The organism is bacterium (assembly GCA_030247525.1).
Taxonomy (GTDB): Bacteria; Electryoneota; JAOADG01; order JAOADG01; family JAOADG01; genus JAOTSC01.
The window spans coordinates 1-18,578 of the sequence record JAOTSC010000008.1; the positions used below are offsets into that span (position 1 = coordinate 1).

The 18,578-nt window shown below is 49.6% G+C and carries 13 protein-coding genes; 11 read left to right on the plus strand and 2 right to left on the minus strand.

Annotation, left to right across the window (positions count from 1 at the left end; all coding sequences use genetic code 11):
- The first annotated feature begins 100 nt into the window (after window positions 1–100).
- The gene (locus tag OEM52_01570; protein MDK9698826.1) at window positions 101–1,102 is read left to right on the plus strand and encodes a TerC family protein; all 1,002 of its coding nucleotides are present in this window, start codon (window positions 101–103) and stop codon (window positions 1,100–1,102) included.
- Window positions 1,103–1,163: 61 nt separating this feature from the next.
- Here the strand turns inward: OEM52_01570 and OEM52_01575 are convergent, their stop codons facing one another.
- Both OEM52_01575 and OEM52_01580 read right to left on the minus strand, forming a co-directional pair.
- The gene (locus OEM52_01575) at window positions 1,164–1,553 is read right to left on the minus strand and encodes a hypothetical protein (GenBank protein ID MDK9698827.1); all 390 of its coding nucleotides are present in this window, start codon (window positions 1,551–1,553) and stop codon (window positions 1,164–1,166) included.
- 72 nt (window positions 1,554–1,625) lie between these two features.
- Window positions 1,626–5,171 (minus strand): S8 family serine peptidase, encoded by a 3,546-nt coding sequence (locus OEM52_01580; GenBank protein ID MDK9698828.1) that lies wholly within the window; start codon window positions 5,169–5,171, stop codon window positions 1,626–1,628.
- Window positions 5,172–6,001: 830 nt separating this feature from the next.
- Between OEM52_01580 and OEM52_01585 the strand changes: the two genes are divergently transcribed.
- The 10 genes from OEM52_01585 to OEM52_01630 all read left to right on the plus strand — a co-directional run bounded on the left by OEM52_01585 (window position 6,002) and on the right by OEM52_01630 (window position 18,549).
- Window positions 6,002–6,535, plus strand: coding sequence for a MarR family transcriptional regulator (locus OEM52_01585; protein ID MDK9698829.1), 534 nt, complete (start codon window positions 6,002–6,004; stop codon window positions 6,533–6,535).
- Between the two features lie 148 nt (window positions 6,536–6,683).
- Window positions 6,684–7,811 carry a quinolinate synthase NadA gene (gene nadA, locus OEM52_01590; protein MDK9698830.1) on the plus strand — a complete coding sequence of 376 codons (1,128 nt, stop codon included), beginning with the start codon at window positions 6,684–6,686 and terminating at the stop codon, window positions 7,809–7,811.
- 283 nt (window positions 7,812–8,094) lie between these two features.
- Window positions 8,095–9,234, plus strand: a complete 1,140-nt coding sequence (gene mutY / locus OEM52_01595) for an A/G-specific adenine glycosylase (protein ID MDK9698831.1) — start codon at window positions 8,095–8,097, stop codon at window positions 9,232–9,234.
- Window positions 9,231–12,911, plus strand: a complete 3,681-nt coding sequence (locus OEM52_01600) for an NYN domain-containing protein (protein ID MDK9698832.1) — start codon at window positions 9,231–9,233, stop codon at window positions 12,909–12,911. The genes mutY and OEM52_01600 overlap by 4 nt, the downstream gene beginning before the upstream one ends.
- Before the next feature lie 9 nt (window positions 12,912–12,920).
- On the plus strand, window positions 12,921–13,643 hold the full coding sequence (locus tag OEM52_01605; GenBank protein MDK9698833.1) for a (Fe-S)-binding protein: 723 nt from the start codon (window positions 12,921–12,923) through the stop codon (window positions 13,641–13,643).
- A complete protein-coding gene (locus OEM52_01610) occupies window positions 13,640–15,037 on the plus strand; it encodes a LutB/LldF family L-lactate oxidation iron-sulfur protein (GenBank protein ID MDK9698834.1) in 1,398 nt (465 codons plus the stop codon). The genes OEM52_01605 and OEM52_01610 overlap by 4 nt, the downstream gene beginning before the upstream one ends.
- A gap of 117 nt (window positions 15,038–15,154) precedes the next feature.
- Window positions 15,155–15,757: a lactate utilization protein gene (locus OEM52_01615; GenBank protein ID MDK9698835.1), complete on the plus strand. Its 603-nt coding sequence runs from the start codon at window positions 15,155–15,157 to the stop codon at window positions 15,755–15,757.
- A gap of 80 nt (window positions 15,758–15,837) precedes the next feature.
- The gene (gene pdhA / locus OEM52_01620; GenBank protein ID MDK9698836.1) at window positions 15,838–16,821 is read left to right on the plus strand and encodes a pyruvate dehydrogenase (acetyl-transferring) E1 component subunit alpha; all 984 of its coding nucleotides are present in this window, start codon (window positions 15,838–15,840) and stop codon (window positions 16,819–16,821) included.
- Window positions 16,814–17,794, plus strand: a complete 981-nt coding sequence (locus tag OEM52_01625) for a pyruvate dehydrogenase complex E1 component subunit beta (protein ID MDK9698837.1) — start codon at window positions 16,814–16,816, stop codon at window positions 17,792–17,794. Before pdhA ends, OEM52_01625 begins: the two co-directional genes overlap by 8 nt.
- A 2-nt stretch (window positions 17,795–17,796) precedes the next feature.
- Window positions 17,797–18,549 carry a class I SAM-dependent methyltransferase gene (locus tag OEM52_01630; GenBank protein ID MDK9698838.1) on the plus strand — a complete coding sequence of 251 codons (753 nt, stop codon included), beginning with the start codon at window positions 17,797–17,799 and terminating at the stop codon, window positions 18,547–18,549.
- The last annotated feature ends 29 nt before the right edge of the window (window positions 18,550–18,578 follow it).

Here is an 18,578-nt window from a genome sequence, read left to right on the forward strand (position 1 = left end):
TCTCTCAGAGAATGCTCGTATTTTATTTTGGGTATGAAACCAACAAGACCGCTTTTGTTTGTTCGCTTCCTTTTCGCTACTTTTTCGCAAGTTTCCTTTTGTGAGTAATCCTTTGACACTATTGACCATCGCATCAACCGTTCAATCCGCCACCGCCGCCAGCGAGAACATTGCCGCTCCGTGGTGGATGTGGGTGATTTTTCATGTCGTAATTTTTGCTCTGTTGGCAATCGATTTAGGATTCGGTCAACGGAAAGCCCATGCCCCGACGTTCAAAGAATCGTTAGGGTGGGTCGGATTTTATGTCGGATGCGCCGCGCTCTATGCCGGTTGGATTTTTTATCAATATGGCGCACAACCGGCAATCTTGTTCACCACCGGATATGTCGTCGAGTATTCGCTCTCAGTCGATAATCTGTTTGTGTTTATCGCACTGTTCCGGTTCTTCTCGGTTCCTGAGACAGTGCGGCATCGGGTACTTTTTTGGGGTATTCTCGGCGCGTTGGTTTTCCGCGGCATCTTTATCGCGGTTGGCGCTTTACTCATCAGCCAGTTCCAGTGGATTCTGTATATCTTCGGCGCGTTTTTAGTCTACACCGGATGGAAACTACTACGTTCCCATGACGATGCCGACGTCGATCCCGCCAACAATCCAATTCTGAAATGGTGTAAAAAGCAGTTCCCGGTTACTATCGACTATCACGGGGCAAAGTTTGCGATTCGTGATCACGGCAAGTTTTTGCTTACACCACTCGCTTTGGTGTTAATCACAGTCGAAACGACCGACATCATTTTCGCGGTCGATTCGATTCCGGCAATTTTCTCAATCACTTCCGATCCATTCCTCGTGTACACTTCCAACGTATTTGCGATTCTGGGATTGCGCTCACTTTTCTTTGTCCTTGACCGACTGTTGCCGTTGTTCCGTTATCTGAAGCCGGCGTTGGCGTTGGTGCTCGCATTCATTGGTGTGAAGATGTTGATTCATCATTGGGTGAACATCACCCCCGGGGTTAGTCTTTCGATTGTTGTCACGACACTGTTCACTGCGGTGCTTATCTCAATCGCCGCCGACAAAATCGAAAAGCGAAAACGGTTATAGAAATGTTAACGTGAAAAAAGAGCGCATCACCCGATGCGCTCTTTTTCGTATTTTGCCAAAACTATACTTCTACAAGGTTGTCGGGTAATTCGTGACTGCGGAGAATCTGCAGCACTTCCCGTACCCACCTCATATCACATTCGGCGGCACATGGTTCGATATCATTTGAATTCAGACATCTACCTTCGCAACTCACCTTACCGGTATTCCTCACCAGAAACGTCGTCCCTTGATACAGCTGCTTTAACTCACCAGCTTTGACAGCAAGGGTAGAGTGGCAATTCTCATCTAAATGGGTGAAGAGAATCAGACCCTCTTCTACCGATTTGAATGAAGCTTGATATCCAGCGATATCAAGCGAGCGATCCTTCACCAGGTCGGACAATTCATTCCAACAATGTTGACATACCCGACACTGCTTAAACGGTTGATGTTTCGAATATAAATCCACGTCATCCTCACAACGAGTTATGGTGTTACTCGCAATATACCGGAGGCAATCATTTGCCTCCGGTATGTTTCATTATCGTAACAGTAGAATCTTCTGGGAAGATTGCCATTTCGCTCCTGCTGAAACGACAACGAAGTAAACGCCACTCGGTAGCGGTGTACCCGCCGTGTTGTTTGCGCGCCATGCTAACGAATGGAATCCTGCCGGCAATTCGCTTTGCAGCGGGGTTGCAACCAATTGCCCCATCGCATTATAGACCGCTACGGTTACATTTGCCGTTAACGGAATCGCAAACCGAAGATTGGTCTCCGGATTGAATGGATTCGGTGCCGCCGGATCGAGGGCAAACGCCACTGGAGTACCTGAACGATACTCCCGCACTGCCGTTGTCCCGATGACAAAATGACTATCGCTGGTATCGGCATACGCTGCTCCGAATTCATGAACGATTCGAATACGAGCTGTGCTTGTCATCGGACCCGTTACCGACCACGGGAATACGCCATCATTCGGTGTACCGTATTCGAGCAACTGCCATTGTCCGGAGGGGTATTGGCGATCCAAATAAATATTCACCGTTCCACCCATATTGGAGTTCCAGCGAATATCACGCAGTTGATTGATTGGCCAGACTTCACTGCCGTTCGGACTGGTTACGTGAAGAATCGGATCGGCAATCGTGAAGTTATTCGCAGACAAACCAATCACCGTCGGATCGCTGATTGAAGTAATACGCAGGCGAGCGGAGGTTGTATTAGCGCCAGCTACCGGCCATGCCTGTACGCCATCGTTTGCTACACTGGCAAACAACGTTTCCCAAGTACCGCTCGGATAGTTGCGATTTAACTCGATTCGTACATTTCCACTCACTCCCAACGATGACCATGACAGTGATGGGATGCGAGTCTGGAAAATCGACTCACCACCATTGGGATAAACAATCGTTATCGATGGATTTATGATATTGAAGTTCGCATCGGATGTATCGCCTTGAACAGGGTTGGTTGTGCTTACCAATCGAATCCTTGCCGCACCAGTAATCGTACCAGCAACATTCCAGGTAAAGCTGCCACTGGCGGTCGGATAAGTGGCTGACAACACTTCCCATGTGCCCGTAGGATAATTACGGTTCAATTCGACCCGTACTGTTGGGATTCCTAATGGTGTCCAGCGAACTGTCTGTTGCGTTAACAACGTCCAATTCTCACCACCGTTGGGACTCCCGATAAGAATATCCGATGGCAATACTGAGAAGGATGCATTCGATGTGTCGGCATTGGTTGAGTCATTCGTGTTTGAAACGCGAATCCGACAGTTCGGCGATTCGGGACCATTGACGGTCCAGTTATATCTACCGTTACTAATTGCACTGGTTACGATACGCTCCCAAGTGCCACTCGGATAATTGCGATCGATATCGATATTTACACGGGCGGTGCCGAGCGAAACCCAATTGACTTGATGGACTGTTCCGATGTTCCAAGCTTCACCGCCGTCAGGCGCGGTCATTGTGATACCGGGTGTTAGTAAAACAAAGTTTGAGTCGGACACGTCTGAAAACTGCAAGGTGCCATGCTTAGAAACACGGATTCGCGCATTCATCGAAGCTGGTCCAGTGACCATCCAAGTAAAGATGCCCGTATTGCGAATATTCGAAGCGATTGTTTGCCAAGTTCCAACGGGATAATTTCGATTGATATCAACATCGACACTATCGCAACCGCCGCTCATCCATGTGATATCTTCCGCAATCGCTTGCCGATAGGTCTCACCGCCGACCGGGCTGGTTACTTGAATCCATGGCGATTTGATTTTAAAAACACCGTCGGTAGTATCGGTGTATTGCGGGTGTCCTACCCACGAAATTCTCATTGCAGCACTATCAGTCGTGTCACCGGCAACTGTCCAGAATTCCGAACCATCGTTTGTCGTACTGGCGAAAATCGTTTCCCAGATACCAGATGGATAATGACGATCTAACTCAATTCTTACATAGTCAACCGAGTCGACTGCCATCCACCGCAATTCGCGATTCTGCGCTGCCCACCATACTTCGTTGCCGTTCGGTGAACGCATTGCAATTACTGGCAACGGCACCGCATTGATTAGTGCCTGGGCATTGATAAGCCCAGCTCCTAACTGAAATTCAAATCCGGGATTCAGCGCATCTATGTTGGTGGCAGTCCCTAATACAAATTGTTCTAACCGATCATCAGATAAAGTTGGATTTTTCGACAATGCAAGTGCAGCGACCGATGCTGCATTCGGGCTAGCCATTGAAGTGCCATCCCAACTTTGATAGGCTGCAGGATTGTAAGCGTTGGTCGGTGTCGTCGACCAGATGCTTACACCCGGTGCGCTAATGTCGATCCACTGTCCATAATTCGAGAAATCGGCTTTGATATTACCACCACCGGTTGCAGCAACCGCCATTACACCATTGTAATTCGCGGGATAGCGCGGCGCGGTATTTCCGTTGTTTCCAGCCGCAGCAAATACTAAGCAGTTGGAGGCGCGAGCGTACAATATTGCATTTTGATAATCGGTGTTGGTCGCGGTGCCGCCAAAACTGATGCTGATAATGCGAGCGCCACGGTTTACTGCGTATTGAATTGCCGGCCAGAAGTTATCGGTGAAACCTACGCCAGCAAGACCGCCATTGTAAATACATCCAAATCCGGCACGAAGTCCTAACGTACGGATGTTATAGCTGGCAGCGGGTATACCTACACCGTTGTTGGTGCGGGCGGCAAGGGAACCGCAGACGTGAGTTCCGTGTCCATGAACGTCGGAGGGGGTGTTGTCGGGCGGTCCGTAGTCTTCGCCATCGGCTGCTTGTGCACCGGTAATCTCATCGAACGAGTGGCTAACAAAATCCCAACCGATGACATCGTCGATGAATCCATTCAAATCATCATCGACACCATTGCTATCAACCGCGGTAAAGCGACCGTCGCCATTTAAATCTTCCGCTGTATTCATTTGAAAATTCTGAATCAGATCAGGATGATCATACATGACACCGGTATCGATTGTCACCGCTAACACCGAGTCGACGCCGCGCTGTGCATCCCAAGCCTGACGGCAGTGCATCGAGTCAAGCCCGTACATATTGCCGGTTGTCGCCCAATCGTTCGGAGTATGAAAAGCAAAAGCAATACCAATCGGTTCGGCTTTTTCAATGCCGGGGATATTCGCAATCCGATCTATCAAAGTTTCAATCTCTTGCGTAGTTCTCACAACGGCAAACTTATCATCGATTATACGAAACAGGTATGAACGATCCATTCCTAATTCATGAAAAGCCGGATTGCGTAACGAAATCGGATCATGGGTAAACGATGGTCTTAACATCCGAACGTTATATTCGAGCATGATGCGATCCAGTTCCGTAAGTCCAGTAGGATAGGAAAGGGAACCATCCGGTGCGCGCGTCATCCAACTAATCTGCGCCGGCGTGAACTTCAACCACGCATTATTCGGGCAATAGAGTTGTTCTTCGGCCTGGGCCATCGGAACAAACAACAAAAGCGTTAGGAAAGCCAACACAGGAAAGATCATCGAGTGGGAAGACCGGCACAGTAGAAGAGAGAAATTCGTGCGGTTCAAAGAGTTCATTGAGCGCTCCTTCCGGAAAAAAACAGTGCATCACAGGGTAAGCAAACCAACTTTCCGAAGTCACCAACGGAGTCATGGTATAGGAATATGTCTTCTTGCGTAGCATTAGTCAAGCTAAACTCGTTTTTTTTTCGTTAGTCGTTAAAATCTGTCTCTGCGGGTAATAAACGACAGCACCAGTCGAGTTTCCAGCAATAGAGAGAAACATTGTAAATCAAAAACTGTAGTGAATTGTTTCACAACTATAACATCCTTTCCTTTGTTTTCTTTTGTTTGCAGTGATAGTATTCTTTTGAAAATGTGTGCCGCATCACTTTGGTGAGTAGAGCAGAGCACATTATATTTTATAAGAAATCTATAGCACTTAATTAACGACATTATAACATGTTGTAATATGTTTTATAACAAATCATCATTAATGAGTTGATTCTCCAGAAAAACTGTCTTGGCGAATGACTTGATACTACTCATTGCTTCTACGTATATTGTATTTGTTCACAAGACGAATTTGGCGAAGACGTTTTACGGGAAGCTGTGATTTCGCTCTGGCATGGATTCGATGGGAAGTATTAATATTTTCGAATGATACTTAGACTCCCTGAACTTCCGATCAATCCCGGTTTGTTACAGATGTGTTGATTGATAATTAGTAGTAACGTCAAATCTTGTCGTGTGAGGGACGCTTTGTCGTTGCGGAATCCCTGCACCTGTAACACGTAGGCGGGTATAGCTTTTAAGAACACGATTGGTAGGCTTTGATCATATATAACTGTTCATTCCCCTTTCGTTCGTATAACCGTTAGTTGCCTTGTTTTGAAAGGAGTCAGTAAATGGCACACGATGATAATAAAGTGACAACCGATCAAATAGACCGTTTGATGTCGGCATTTCCTGTTCTCATGTCGGCGATGCACCGTTATGGCGCAAGCTTTGCACGGGAACGGGAACTTTCGGTTGCTCAATTTAAAGCATTGCTGTTACTTGAGCATCATGGTCCGTTGTCGATGAGTGAGTTAGCTCATCTTCTCAGTATTAGCCCCTCCACCGCTTCGTTAACAACTGAGCGGATGGTAAAACACAATTTGGTGAAACGTCGTCACGATCTGCCCGACAAGCGGATGGTTCGTGTACACCTTTCTGCTGCCGGCGCCGCTTATTTGACTGCCCATCGGGAACATGCCCGTGAAGTCTTTAAGCAAACCCTCGAACGGTTACCGAACGACGACCGAAAACGATATGTCGATTCTTGGGAATTCTTAGTAACAACTACCCAAAAAGTAACCGAAGAGTACTTGGCAGGCGAGCGCAAACGTCACGGAATGAAAGACAGCGCAAGCCAACCGGCGTATGACGACGAAGATTAATCGATTGTACCGGTTTTTTAGAAAGTAGACACCCGCGGTGGCGGGTGTCTTTTTTTTATGAAAACAATGTTACCAAACCGACGATTCTCTTCGTATTATTAGCGTGACATTGCGTTAGCACGCCGAGTGGCAGATAACAGGGAAGGAAATGGCGGAACATACCGTTACCAGTGAACAGGAACTTTGGGAAGTGGTCGACGAAATCGAAGCGACCCCGGAGACGCTTGCCCGCATTGCCGATGCGAAAATTGCGTTAGGAAAGCGACTGCTGATTCTCGGCCACCATTACCAACGCGATGAAATCATCGCCTTTGCTGACCGAACTGGAGATAGCTATGGACTATCGGCGTATGCAGCAAAGGAACGTGAAGCTGAATTCATCGTTTTCTGCGGAGTTCACTTCATGGCGGAAACCGCAGATATCCTGACCAGCGACTCGCAAGCGGTTATCCTACCTGACCTTTCCGCCGGTTGCAGTATGGCGGATATGGCTACCCTCAGCCAAGTGAAACGGGCTTTCCGACAAATAAAAGAACTATGCGGCGAAGCGCCGATACCGTTAACATATATGAATTCCTCCGCCGATATCAAAGCGTTCTGCGGGGAACAAAACGGTGCGGTCTGTACGTCGTCAAATGCGGAAGCAGCATTGAAGTGGGCTTGGTTATTGGGTAACCGGATAATATTTTTACCCGATGAACATTTGGGTCGCAATACGGCATTCAAACTGGGAATTCCCTTAGAGGAGATGGTTGTATGGGATCCCTTGCAACCGTATGGCGGCGTAACAAAAAAACAACTTATGGACGCGAAGATTGTGTTATGGCGAGGCTATTGTTCCGTTCATCAACGGTTCCTACCTAACCATATCGACTACTTTCGCGAACAGTTTCCCGATACGAAAGTGATTGTACATCCGGAATGCCGCTTTGAAGTTGTTCAAAAAGCGGACTTTGCCGGTTCGACTGATTATATTATCAAACGCATCGCGAAAGCGGCGGAAGAAGAAAAAGGCTCACGTTGGGCGATTGGAACAGAGCATCATTTGGTGGGACGATTACAAAAACAATACAACGGTATTCTACACATATCCAATTTGGCATTTACTACCTGTAATTGCGCAACGATGTCAAGAATCGACCCGGTGGATCTTGCCGATTCGTTGGAAAAATTGGTACAAGGGGAAATAACTAATCAGATTCGTGTGAATGATTCTGTAAAAAAGTGGTCGCGGGTTGCACTCGACCGAATGTTAACCATTGCAACCGGCAGTTAGCCGCAGAAAACAATTCAGTACCTGATTTTGTAATCGTTTGTGAATAGTTCACCTGTTGAGAAACTTTACTTTCCATTGATCCCTCGGTGAGTTGCGATACCACATGGTATCGTTAGGGAAAACTCTTTACGCCGCCTGACTTTTTCTTCCGTCAGATGATTCCCGATGCACTCTCAGAATTTTCCTGATTGTGAATTGCGTTGTCGTGTACCAAAAATCTGAAATTCCTAAATCGAAAACACAACGAGTAAAAAAAACTCGCCGGATTCTCTTCGATCCATCCGTGATCGATCGGGTAGAAGTTGCGGTTTTAGGTGTGTCGATCAATCGGTTACTACTACGGTGGTTCCAGCGGGAAGGTCGCGATTTACCCTGGCGAAAAAACCGGTCGCCATATGCGGTTTGGGTTAGTGAGGTGATGTTACAACAAACCCGGGTCGCCACGGTGGTTCCCTATTTTGAACGCTGGCTGCAACAGTATCCCGATGTTAACACCTTGGCGAACGCCACAGAACAAGCCGTATTGAAAGCGTGGGAAGGGTTGGGGTATTACACGCGGGCGAAAAATCTTCATCGGGCGGCTCAGATTCTTTGTGAGAAATATGACGGCGAACTACCGGAAACCGAACATGAGTTATTAAAACTGCCTGGCTTAGGCAAATACACTGCGGCGGCAGTTGCGTCATTTGCCTTTCGACAACCTTCCTTAGTCGTCGATGGCAATGTTGCGCGGGTGCTGTCGCGCTGGTTGCAAATTCCGGTCAGTTATACCGAACCGGAAGCGCAAGAGATTTATCGGAAAGTGTTCGCAACCATCGCCCAAGAGGAATCAAAAAATCTTCCGCAGTGGAATGAAGCGATCATGGAATTAGGCGCAATGGTTTGTACGCCAAGTTCACCCGATTGCAAAAACTGTCCAATGAAAAAACAGTGTGGCGCTTTTCGAGCAAACACTGTTTCAATTTTTCCACCGCCGCGAAAAAAAACGGAGGTTCCACATTTTGATATCGCAGTCGGTATTCTATTCGATGAGCAAAAAATACTGATGGGATTGCGAAAACGCGATGGATTACTTGGTGGTTTATGGGAGCTGCCGGGTGGCAAATGCGAACTTAACGAATTTCCGGAAACAGCGGTTGTCCGTGAATTCCGGGAAGAGACCGGTATCACGGTCGAAGTTGTCGATGCCGTGCCGGTTGTGAAGCACGGCTTCACCCATTTCAAAATAACGATGTACCCGTTCGTCCTCCGCCGGGTTGGCGGTGTCGAACAAGCCCATTCCGCGGAACGATTGGAGTGGGTAACGAAAAATCAAATCACTCAGATGCCGCTTCCGAAAGCGACGAAGGAAGTCCTTCGCCGTATTGGATGGGATAATGCTGCAGTACGAGATAACCTCTTTACGAAGGAGCAAAAAACATGATGACCTACGACCCTCAAACGCAAAACAGTACTGAACTGATCGACCGCATCATCGAGCAATCCACTCAGACGCTGGAACTATTAACCAGCGACGATCACGACCAATTAAAAGAACTCTTGATCGCTGCTACCAATACCGTATTAAATTGGCGTCAAAAACCCCTTGAGTTTCATCGTGAGACTGTAATATCCGAAGTCACCGGTTTAGCCTATCGTTTATCGAATGCCTTGTATGAAGAAAGCCAATGGGATGCGTGCGAACGATTATCGTTTTTGTCCTATCAATTAGCCGCCGCCGTCGATTGGCGGGAACGTGCCTTAGGGGCGTTGAAGTTGGCATTGTTGGCGGGAACCTCCCAACAACGGCTTGACGACCTTGACCGCTTGCGCAGCCGTGTCCGGCAACGGATCCGGCGTCTGCTTGGCGTTCAGGCATCGTTTGACCGGTTGCCAAGTGGTATCGATTTGAACCGGTTAGCTGACGACATTGTCTGGAAAATTTGGGATCGGTTGTGGCTTGCTCAAAGTGACGACGATTGCCGCCGAACGTTGTTGCGAAAAAATCTCCGGTTTGGTTGGAACTACACATTCAGTCATGCCGGTCATCCCGCCCGAACGATGTTTCGCGAACAGGCGCGGAGTTTTCTCTCCGGCGATATTGCTGGTCGAATTGCCACCGGTGAGATCGAAGCGGAATGGCGTGATTTATTCGATGAAGAGATGTCGGCGAAGATATCCGAATGGTCAATCACGGTCGATAACGATACTGTAATTGCTCAAATTGGTGGCGTCGCCGAATCGCTGGAAAACCGTTTGACCCGCGGGTTAGAACGTTGGCTCGAATGGTGGCGTCCGTTGAAGACGCTGCGGGAGGGCGACCGCGAAGCGATTGATTTATTCCGCGAAGCGCAACAGAGTTTGTTTGAAGAAGATGCGTTACCGCGTGCGGTCGATACGTTCCGCGCCGCCTTCGATCTTGCTCCAAGCGATTTAGGCGTAAAAGAGTGGTTCGCTTACTCGCTCATTCTTACCCAGGATTATGTTTCCGCCGAGCGGTTGTTGCAACAAATCATCGCCGCCCGCCGCCAGGACTTTGCGACGATTGTTAATCTCGCCGGGATTTATGTTCGTACGGGACGAATGCAGGACGCTGCCGAATTGTTGTGTCCAGTCGAATTATTCGACCGTAATTTGCATCGCCGTCCTTATGTCGCGGCGGTAATGGGTCTACTCCTCTCGCTGAAACGTACCGAGGATTTACCCGCCCGCATCGTCCGGCTGGAAACAGCGGAGTGGTTGCCACTCGGGTTGTTCTATGCAATCCAACACAACACCGATCCGATGATAAAAGATCGATTGCTGCACCGCATCATCGATGAAGCGGGCTTAACAGTCGGTAAAAAAGGGAGTGACCTTTCCGATCCAAACGATGCATTGGTTCCCATCGCACGACTCGAAAAAGATTTCGCTTACTTCCAGACCGAAGGATTACTCGAAGAAGGCATCGCGCATTTCCGTGCTCGTACCGAGCGTTATCCGTGGTTCTGGGCAAATTGGCACTACCTCGGCAAATTAAGCGAAATGACTGGGAACATCGAGGAAGCAAAGTACTCGTTCATGCGGAAAGCGGAAGCGACTGCCTCGAGTAAAGCGCCACAAAAATCGAAACAGGAAAATTGGCATTACTATCTCGAATTCTGTTTCCGGAACGAGTTGTACGACGATTTACGGGTCGGAATTCAAGGGGCTGCCGAAGCGGGGATGGCGGATGCCAAGCTTGCTCGTTACCGCCGCGCACTGCAATCGACCGAACCGACGTCCTATCAAGCGCCGCTCGAGTATAAGCCGTCCATTTATGATGATAGCGATACTGAAGAAGGCGAAGAGTATGTCGCGCCGAATGCGAATGCTGGCTTAATCGGATTCACGTTTGCCGAGCCTTATCCTGAGAATACGGATTGGCGGGTCTATGCGAATCCGGAATGGCATGGCAGCGTTTCGGTACTTCCGGTAAGTAAACAAGACCCCGCTCGTCACGAAGTCGCTGTTCATTGGTCAACCAAAGATGGCACACAGCCCTCATCGGTGACGTTACACTCGGAGAACAGTGGTATCGAAGCCGTGGTCAAATTGTATCGTACTGATCGCTCGCCGGCACCATTAGAGCATCAAGGTCCGGTACGACTCCTCGAATTGTATCACGAAATTCAAAACCGCATCCGCCGCCATCTGGTTACGACACTACCCGGCGAAGTCCTCGCCATCGAAGCTCCTGCTGGCTTTGGCGTGAATACTCTAACGTCCGAAATCGCCGGACTCAGTAACTCGGTGCAATGTCCCATTCACTTGGTTCGTGCACCCGAAGGGACCCTCAGCAGCGAGAAAATCGTAAAGTGGTTACGCGAAGTATCATCGAAGTGCTTTACGAACATCCCGCTTCCCGTTGATCAATCGCCGGCAGGATTCAGCCGATGGATCGAGCAACTTCGCGCGGCGCCCGGCACCCACACCAAGCAAGCAGTAGTGTTGCAAGGATTTGCCGAGCATTGGAACATCGCGACACATGAACAGGTGATGTTACTCACGAGTTTCCTCGACTTGTTACTCAAGCTCACAGATATGCCCGAATTGGTTTGGATCGTTGGCAGTAACGACCTGTTTTACTTGCGGCGCCAACTTCCCCATCCATTCTGGCGGTCGTTGCAGGTGTTGCGGCTCCCCGCCATGAATGAGGACTTGGCAAAACGCTATCAACAGATCTGGTTTGATGAACGCAAAGCGCTCTCTGAAACCGCCTCGACTTTGCTGTACCAACAGAGCGGCGGTTTAGCGGAAATCTACGCGTTACTGTTACGGGAAGCCGCTCGCGATGCGAATGGTTTACAGCAGCAGCGAATTCTTGCCGCGAATGTGTTAAGTGTCGCGAATTGGACCGCATCCGGCGCGACCTATTTCTCCGATTGGGCACGGTTGCAGCTCCCGTCGAATAAAGTAGCGCGGATTGTGCTTGACCGATTGTACCATGGTGAGGCATTCAACGATCACGATCCGGATATCATGTATCTGCGCGAGATTGGAATCGTCACGATTCGTGACAACGTTGTGCAAATATCAACGCCATTATACCGGCCACAATTGGCAGGCGATGAAGTCGCATCCGATCCCACCGAACCGAAATCGCATGCTGTCTTGTTGGTTGATCATGAAAATCTGTTCCTCGGTCTAAAAGACACCGCCGTAAAAAACTCGCGTCCCTGGAACGACCGCGACGGTTCGCGGATCGCCGGGATTGCCCATAAATTGATCGAATGGGTCAAGAAGGAACACAAAATCATTTCCTACCCATTAGCGATTGCGAATTGGGATAACGATCCATTCCTTTATCACATGCGGCCGTATCAGGGTTCCGGGTTTTATACGATGATACCGGAAGGCTCGAAAGAGAACAGCGCCGACTTTATGATTTATCTCGAATGTTCACGTCTCCTGCGCGAACACACGGAGGTGGATACGGTTGTACTTGTGACCGGTGACGGCGATTTCACGATGCTCGTCCGTTCGCTCAAGAGCCAAGGGAAGCGGGTGCGGGTACTGGCGGTGAATGGCAGTACGTCGTTGGCTTTACGCTCCGCGGTCGGCAGCGATTTTCAATTCATCGAACCATTGATTGAGAGTTAATCCAACGCTATGAACGTCAAACTATTCGTACCGTGCTTTGTCGATTGGCTCTTCCCCGACGCCGCTTGGGCATGTGTAAAACTGCTCGAGCGCGCCGGGTGTACAGTACGATTCGATCCGAGGACGACCTGTTGCGGTCAACCGGCATTCAATTCCGGATATCCCGGCGAGGCGGCAAAGGTCGCATCGCAATTGATCCGGTTGTTATCAGAAGACGATTTACCGGTAGTGATTCCCTCCGGTTCCTGTACTTCGATGATTGAAAAACATTATGCGGAGTTACCGCTCTCTGATAATGATAGAATTTTGTGGGAAACGCTGCGCGGGCGAGTTTTTGAATTCACCCAATTCTGGGTTACACAACTACACGCACCGGATTTGTTAACGCCGTTTCCGGGAAAGCTCATGCTGCACCGTTCCTGTCACGGTCTGCGCGAAATTGCGGTAACGCAATACACTGAACAAATTCTCCGCAGCATTCCCGAACTTGAATTGGTGGAAAGCAACGACCGTGACGCTTGCTGTGGGTTTGGTGGAACCTTCTCGGTGAAATTTCCCGAACTCTCGGTTTCAATGGCGGATGCGAAAATTGCTAAAGCCACCGAGCAGAAAGTCGAAGGAATTGTTGCAGGTGATGTTTCCTGTTTGATGCATCTTTCGACCCGGGCGAGCAAACAAGCGAACCCGTTGCGATTTTTTTATGTCGCGGAAGTGATGGCGGGCAGACCATGAGCGAATCGCATTTTCATCCCGAGCGGTTTCCTGCCGCCGCCCGTGCCGCTGTTGCAAATGAGTATTTGCAGCGGGTATTAAAAAAAGCGACCCATCACTCACTCGGATTGCGCGACGAAGTTGTCAAGGATTTTCCCGACACTTGGGAAACCATGCGCGACGCCGCCCATCGCATTCGTCATTTCGCCATCGACCACTTGGATGAAATGTTAGAGCAGCTTACCGCTTCCTGTGAACAGAACGGCGTTGTGGTTCATTTTGCTCGCGATACGCAAGAAGCGCGTAACATCACACTTGAAATTCTACAGCAAAATCACGCCACAAAAATCGTAAAATCGAAATCGATGACCACCGAGGAAATCGAATTGAATCCGTTCCTCGAAGCGAACGGTTGCGAAGTCGTCGAAACCGATTTAGGCGAATACATCGTTCAGTTGAATAACGAGCCGCCTTCTCACATCACGGCACCAGCTTTGCATTTATCACGCCAGCAAATTGGGAAAATATTTCAAGACAAATTGGGCATCGAGTACTCGGAAGACCCTGAGGAACTTACGCTGAAGGCGCGGGGCATTCTGCGCAACAAGTTTCTCCATGCTGAGGCGGGGATCAGCGGGGTGAATTTTGCCTGCGCCGATACCGGTCGATTGGTTGTCGTCGAGAACGAAGGGAATGCCAGATTAACGACTTCTTTACCGAAACTACACATCGCGATTTGTGGCATCGAAAAAGTGATTCCCAAAGAGAAATTCTTAGCGATCTTTCTGCGAATGCTTGCCCGTAGCGCAACCGGACAGCGACTCTCGACCTATACGAATTTTCTTTCGCACCCATCGCCGAACCGGGCGGCGGGACCGCAGATAATGCACTTGATTCTATTGGATAACGGGCGAACGAAGATAATGGCCGATCCGGCATTGCGGGAATCGCTATTATGTATTCGCTGCGGCGCATGTTTGAATGTCTGTCCGGTGTATCAGCGGGCGGGTGGTCATGCTTATGGCTCGGCATATATGGGGCCGATTGGCGCGGTGTTGACACCGCAGTTTCGCGGCCGGGAAATCGCACAATCGCTGCCGTTTGCCTCTTCGTTGTGCGGTGCCTGCGGAGAAATATGTCCAGTGAAGATTCCGTTGCCGCAACAGCTTTGGACATTACGAAGTCGAATCGCGGAAGGGGATCAATTACGTCCGGCATTTGAGCGAGTGGGAATGCAACAGTGGCGAGAAACAGTACTCAATCCTGCGCGCTATGAGCGGTATGGAAAACTGTTCCGGCTGTGTTCACGATTGGGATTGACAAAAATTCTACCGGGCTGGACGCCACAGCGTTCGCCGTTAACGCCGGCTCCCAGCAGTTTTCGCGAACGTTGGCGGAAGGAAAAGAAACAGTAGGACTGTTACTTCTGTCTGAAAAAAATGATAAGGCGAATGGACAGACAAGAGTGTCTGTCCTACGCAGAAATGCAACAAGACTGCAAAGAAAATATGGATGCAAAAACCGAAACTTTGATGAAAATCCAATCCGCATTGCGTAGCATCGACGCGATGGATACCCGAATACCCGAGCACACCCGGTGGGGCTTGCCCATTGAGGGTGTTGAACAACGGTTTTGGTTTGAGTGGCAGAGAAACGGCGGCGAGCAGATTGCGTTCGATAATTCACAAGGCGATGTCAATTCTGCCCTTGTTGCCTATATTACCGCCTCGTTCGATGTCAAACGAATTTGGCTTGCGCCGGAATTGGCGGAGTTTAGCGAGCCACTCGCACAAATTCCCGGTTCACTCGTATCAATTCAAATGGAGCCTGAGAATCCCGGTCTCTTCGATCTCGGAATATGTTCTTGCGAGCTGTTCCTGGCGGAAACCGGAACGATTGCGCAAGGGTGGCACAACCAGCGTCCGCGCGCAATTTCGCTGCTGCCGCCCAACGTCATCTTTATTGCCAAACGAACACAAATCGTTGCTCATTTGGAAGATGCCTTGGAACAGCTACCAATATTATCGCCGAATGGTTGGGTTTGGATTGGCGGCCCATCGCGTACCGCCGACATCGAAAAGGTATTAGTAAAAGGGATACACGGTCCAAAACGTACCGCAATCCTTTTACTGTAGGGGCGTATGGCATTCGCCCGCGTGTAAAAAGATAACCGATACTTACATGGATAGGTAATCTATCACAAAACGGAAACAAAATGACAATCGATAAAGAACTGGCGTACAAATTCTTGCGGGAGATGATCCTGCTGCGCCGCTTCGAGGAAAGAACCGCTCAAAGCTATCAGCAAGGGAAAATCGGCGGTTTCTGCCATTTGTATATTGGACAGGAAGCGGTCGCAATTGGTGCGGTTGGCGCACTGCGTGAGACCGATTACGTCCTCACCGCCTACCGTGACCATGGCCATGCATTGGCAAAAGGAATGTCTTCGCGCGAAGTGATGGCGGAATTATACGGAAAGGTCACCGGATGTTCCCGCGGTAAAGGCGGCTCGATGCACATGTTTTCCGAGCAGCTTCGCTTTTTAGGGGGCAACGGTATTGTCGGCGGACAAATTCCGGTTGCAACAGGCGTCGGTTGGGCAATCAAATATCGCAAACTCGACGATGTCGTACTTTGCTTTTTCGGCGAAGGGGCGATCAACCAAGGGGCGTTCCACGAATCGTTAAATCTCGCCGCGATCTGGCGGCTGCCGGTCATCTACATTTGCGAGAATAACCGGTTTGGAATGGGTACCCCGGTTGAACGCGCCTCATCGATTTACGACCTGTCGCAGAAAGCGTATGCTTATGATATGGCACGCTCACACGTCGATGGGATGGATGTATTGGAAGTCTACAATACTGTCAATGAAGCAATTTCACGCGCACGCGGGAGAAGTCTGCCGACCCTCATCGAAGCGCGCACCTATCGCTATCGCGGACATTCGATGTCCGATCCGATTCACGGTCACTATCGTTCGAAAGAGGAAGTGGAAGAGCAGAAGAAGCAAGACCCGATTACGCTGCTGCGAGAAAAAATGATTGCGGCAGGCATCTACGACGAAGCGGAAGAGAAACGCATCGAAGCGGAGATAAAAGCGATTGTCCTCGATTGTGCGACCTTCGCCGAAGAGTCGCCGGAACCGCCGGACGATGAATTATTCAAACATGTCTATGCAACGGAGGCGTATCATGGCTGAGCTTACCGTTCGCGAATCGCTCAATCAGGCAATGGCGGAAGAGATGGAGCGCGATCCCGATGTATTCCTGATGGGCGAAGAAGTCGGGTTTTACAATGGCGCATACAAAGTAAGCCAAGGGTTACTCGACCGCTTTGGTCCAATGCGTGTGATCGATACGCCGATTACCGAATTAGGATTTACCGGCGTTGGTGTCGGTGCGGCGCAAGTTGGTCTACGTCCGATTATCGAAATGATGACGTTTAACTTCTCGCTGCTCGCGCTCGACCAAATTCTCAACAATGCGGCGAAGATGAGGTACATGTCGGGTGGACAATTCAAAATGCCGCTCACCGTACGCGGCGTGAATGGCGCTGCCCACCAACTCGCATCCCAACACAGTCAATCGTTTGAGTCGATATTCTGTCATTTTCCCGGATTGAAAGTGATTGCGCCGGGTATGCCAGCCGATTTCAAGGGATTGCTGAAAAGCGCAATTCGCGACGACGATACCGTCATTTTCATGGAAGCGGAAACGCTGTATGGCTTCAAAGCGGAAGTGCCCGACGGAGAATTGTTGATTCCCATCGGCGTCGGCGATATCAAGCGCGCCGGCACCGATTGCACGGTGGTGGCGTGGGGTAAAGCGTTGCATACGGCGCTCGCGGCAGCCAAGGAACTTGCCGAACGCGGGATCTCGATTGAAGTGGTCGATCCCCGTACTTTACGGCCGCTCGATGAGGAACTCATCTTTACCTCAGTACGAAAAACCAATCGATTGGTAATTGTCGAAGAGGCGCTGCCGTTTGCCGGGGTCGGTGCGGAGATTGCCTATCGCGTCCAACGCAGCGTGTTCGATTCGCTCGATGCGCCGGTGGAACGAGTGACCGGAAAAGATGTGCCGATGCCATATAACCGGCATTTGGAGCATAATGCATTGCCGCAAGTCCCCGATGTTGTGGAAGCGGTCCTTAAGGTTTCCTACCGGGGATAACAATGGAAACTACAGACGAATCGAGCGACCGGTTACAACGGGAAAAAGAGTTTCACAATGAAGCATTCTCCGACAAACGCCGTTCGTCGTTAGGAAAATTCTATCGAGTTTGCCGTTCGATGTACCGGGAGTACGAGAGTACGTTGCAAGACCAATGTTCGGGAAAACGTGTTCTCGAATTCGGTTGCGGTATCACGGGTAGAGCGTTTGAAATTGCGAAATTAAGCACGTTTGTTGTTGGAATTGATATTTCCGATGTGGCAGTGCAACAATCGCGGCAACAGGCACAACACCTTGGAGTGCAAGGAAAGACCGAGTTTATCGTGATGAATGCCGAAGCAATGTCATTTCCCGATGGTGAATTCGACGTGGTTTTCGGTTCGGGGATTTTGCATCATCTCAATTTGGCAACGGCAGCGAGCGAACTCCATCGTGTCCTCAAACCAAACGGTGTTGCGATTTTTACCGAGCCGTTAGGCCACAACCCGGTCATCAATTTATTCCGAAAACTGACACCGAAGTTGCGCACTGCCGATGAACATCCATTATTGATGCGTGACTTAGCAATGCTGAAACGACAATTTCCCGGAATGGAAGTAAGTTGGCATAGTTTAACGACACCGTATGTGGCGGTACTGCCAAAGCTGCTGTGGAAATGGGCGCTGCCAATGGCCGAAGCGGCGGATCGGATGTTATTTACCATCCCTTGGATTCGCCCGTTGGCTTGGTTCGCTGTTATTAAAATGGCGAAGTAATCGCTGCGGAAAATTAATACTCATTAGGT

Coding starts and splice junctions, on each gene's coding strand:
- OEM52_01585 (MDK9698829.1), top strand. CDS start 6,002: ATGGCACACGATGATAATAAAGTGACAACCGATCAAATAGACCGTTTG.
- OEM52_01580 (MDK9698828.1), bottom strand. CDS start 5,171: ATGAACTCTTTGAACCGCACGAATTTCTCTCTTCTACTGTGCCGGTCT.
- OEM52_01615 (MDK9698835.1), top strand. CDS start 15,155: ATGAAAATCCAATCCGCATTGCGTAGCATCGACGCGATGGATACCCGA.
- OEM52_01610 (MDK9698834.1), top strand. CDS start 13,640: ATGAGCGAATCGCATTTTCATCCCGAGCGGTTTCCTGCCGCCGCCCGT.
- OEM52_01630 (MDK9698838.1), top strand. CDS start 17,797: ATGGAAACTACAGACGAATCGAGCGACCGGTTACAACGGGAAAAAGAG.
- nadA (MDK9698830.1), top strand. CDS start 6,684: ATGGCGGAACATACCGTTACCAGTGAACAGGAACTTTGGGAAGTGGTC.
- OEM52_01605 (MDK9698833.1), top strand. CDS start 12,921: ATGAACGTCAAACTATTCGTACCGTGCTTTGTCGATTGGCTCTTCCCC.
- OEM52_01600 (MDK9698832.1), top strand. CDS start 9,231: ATGATGACCTACGACCCTCAAACGCAAAACAGTACTGAACTGATCGAC.
- OEM52_01625 (MDK9698837.1), top strand. CDS start 16,814: ATGGCTGAGCTTACCGTTCGCGAATCGCTCAATCAGGCAATGGCGGAA.
- pdhA (MDK9698836.1), top strand. CDS start 15,838: ATGACAATCGATAAAGAACTGGCGTACAAATTCTTGCGGGAGATGATC.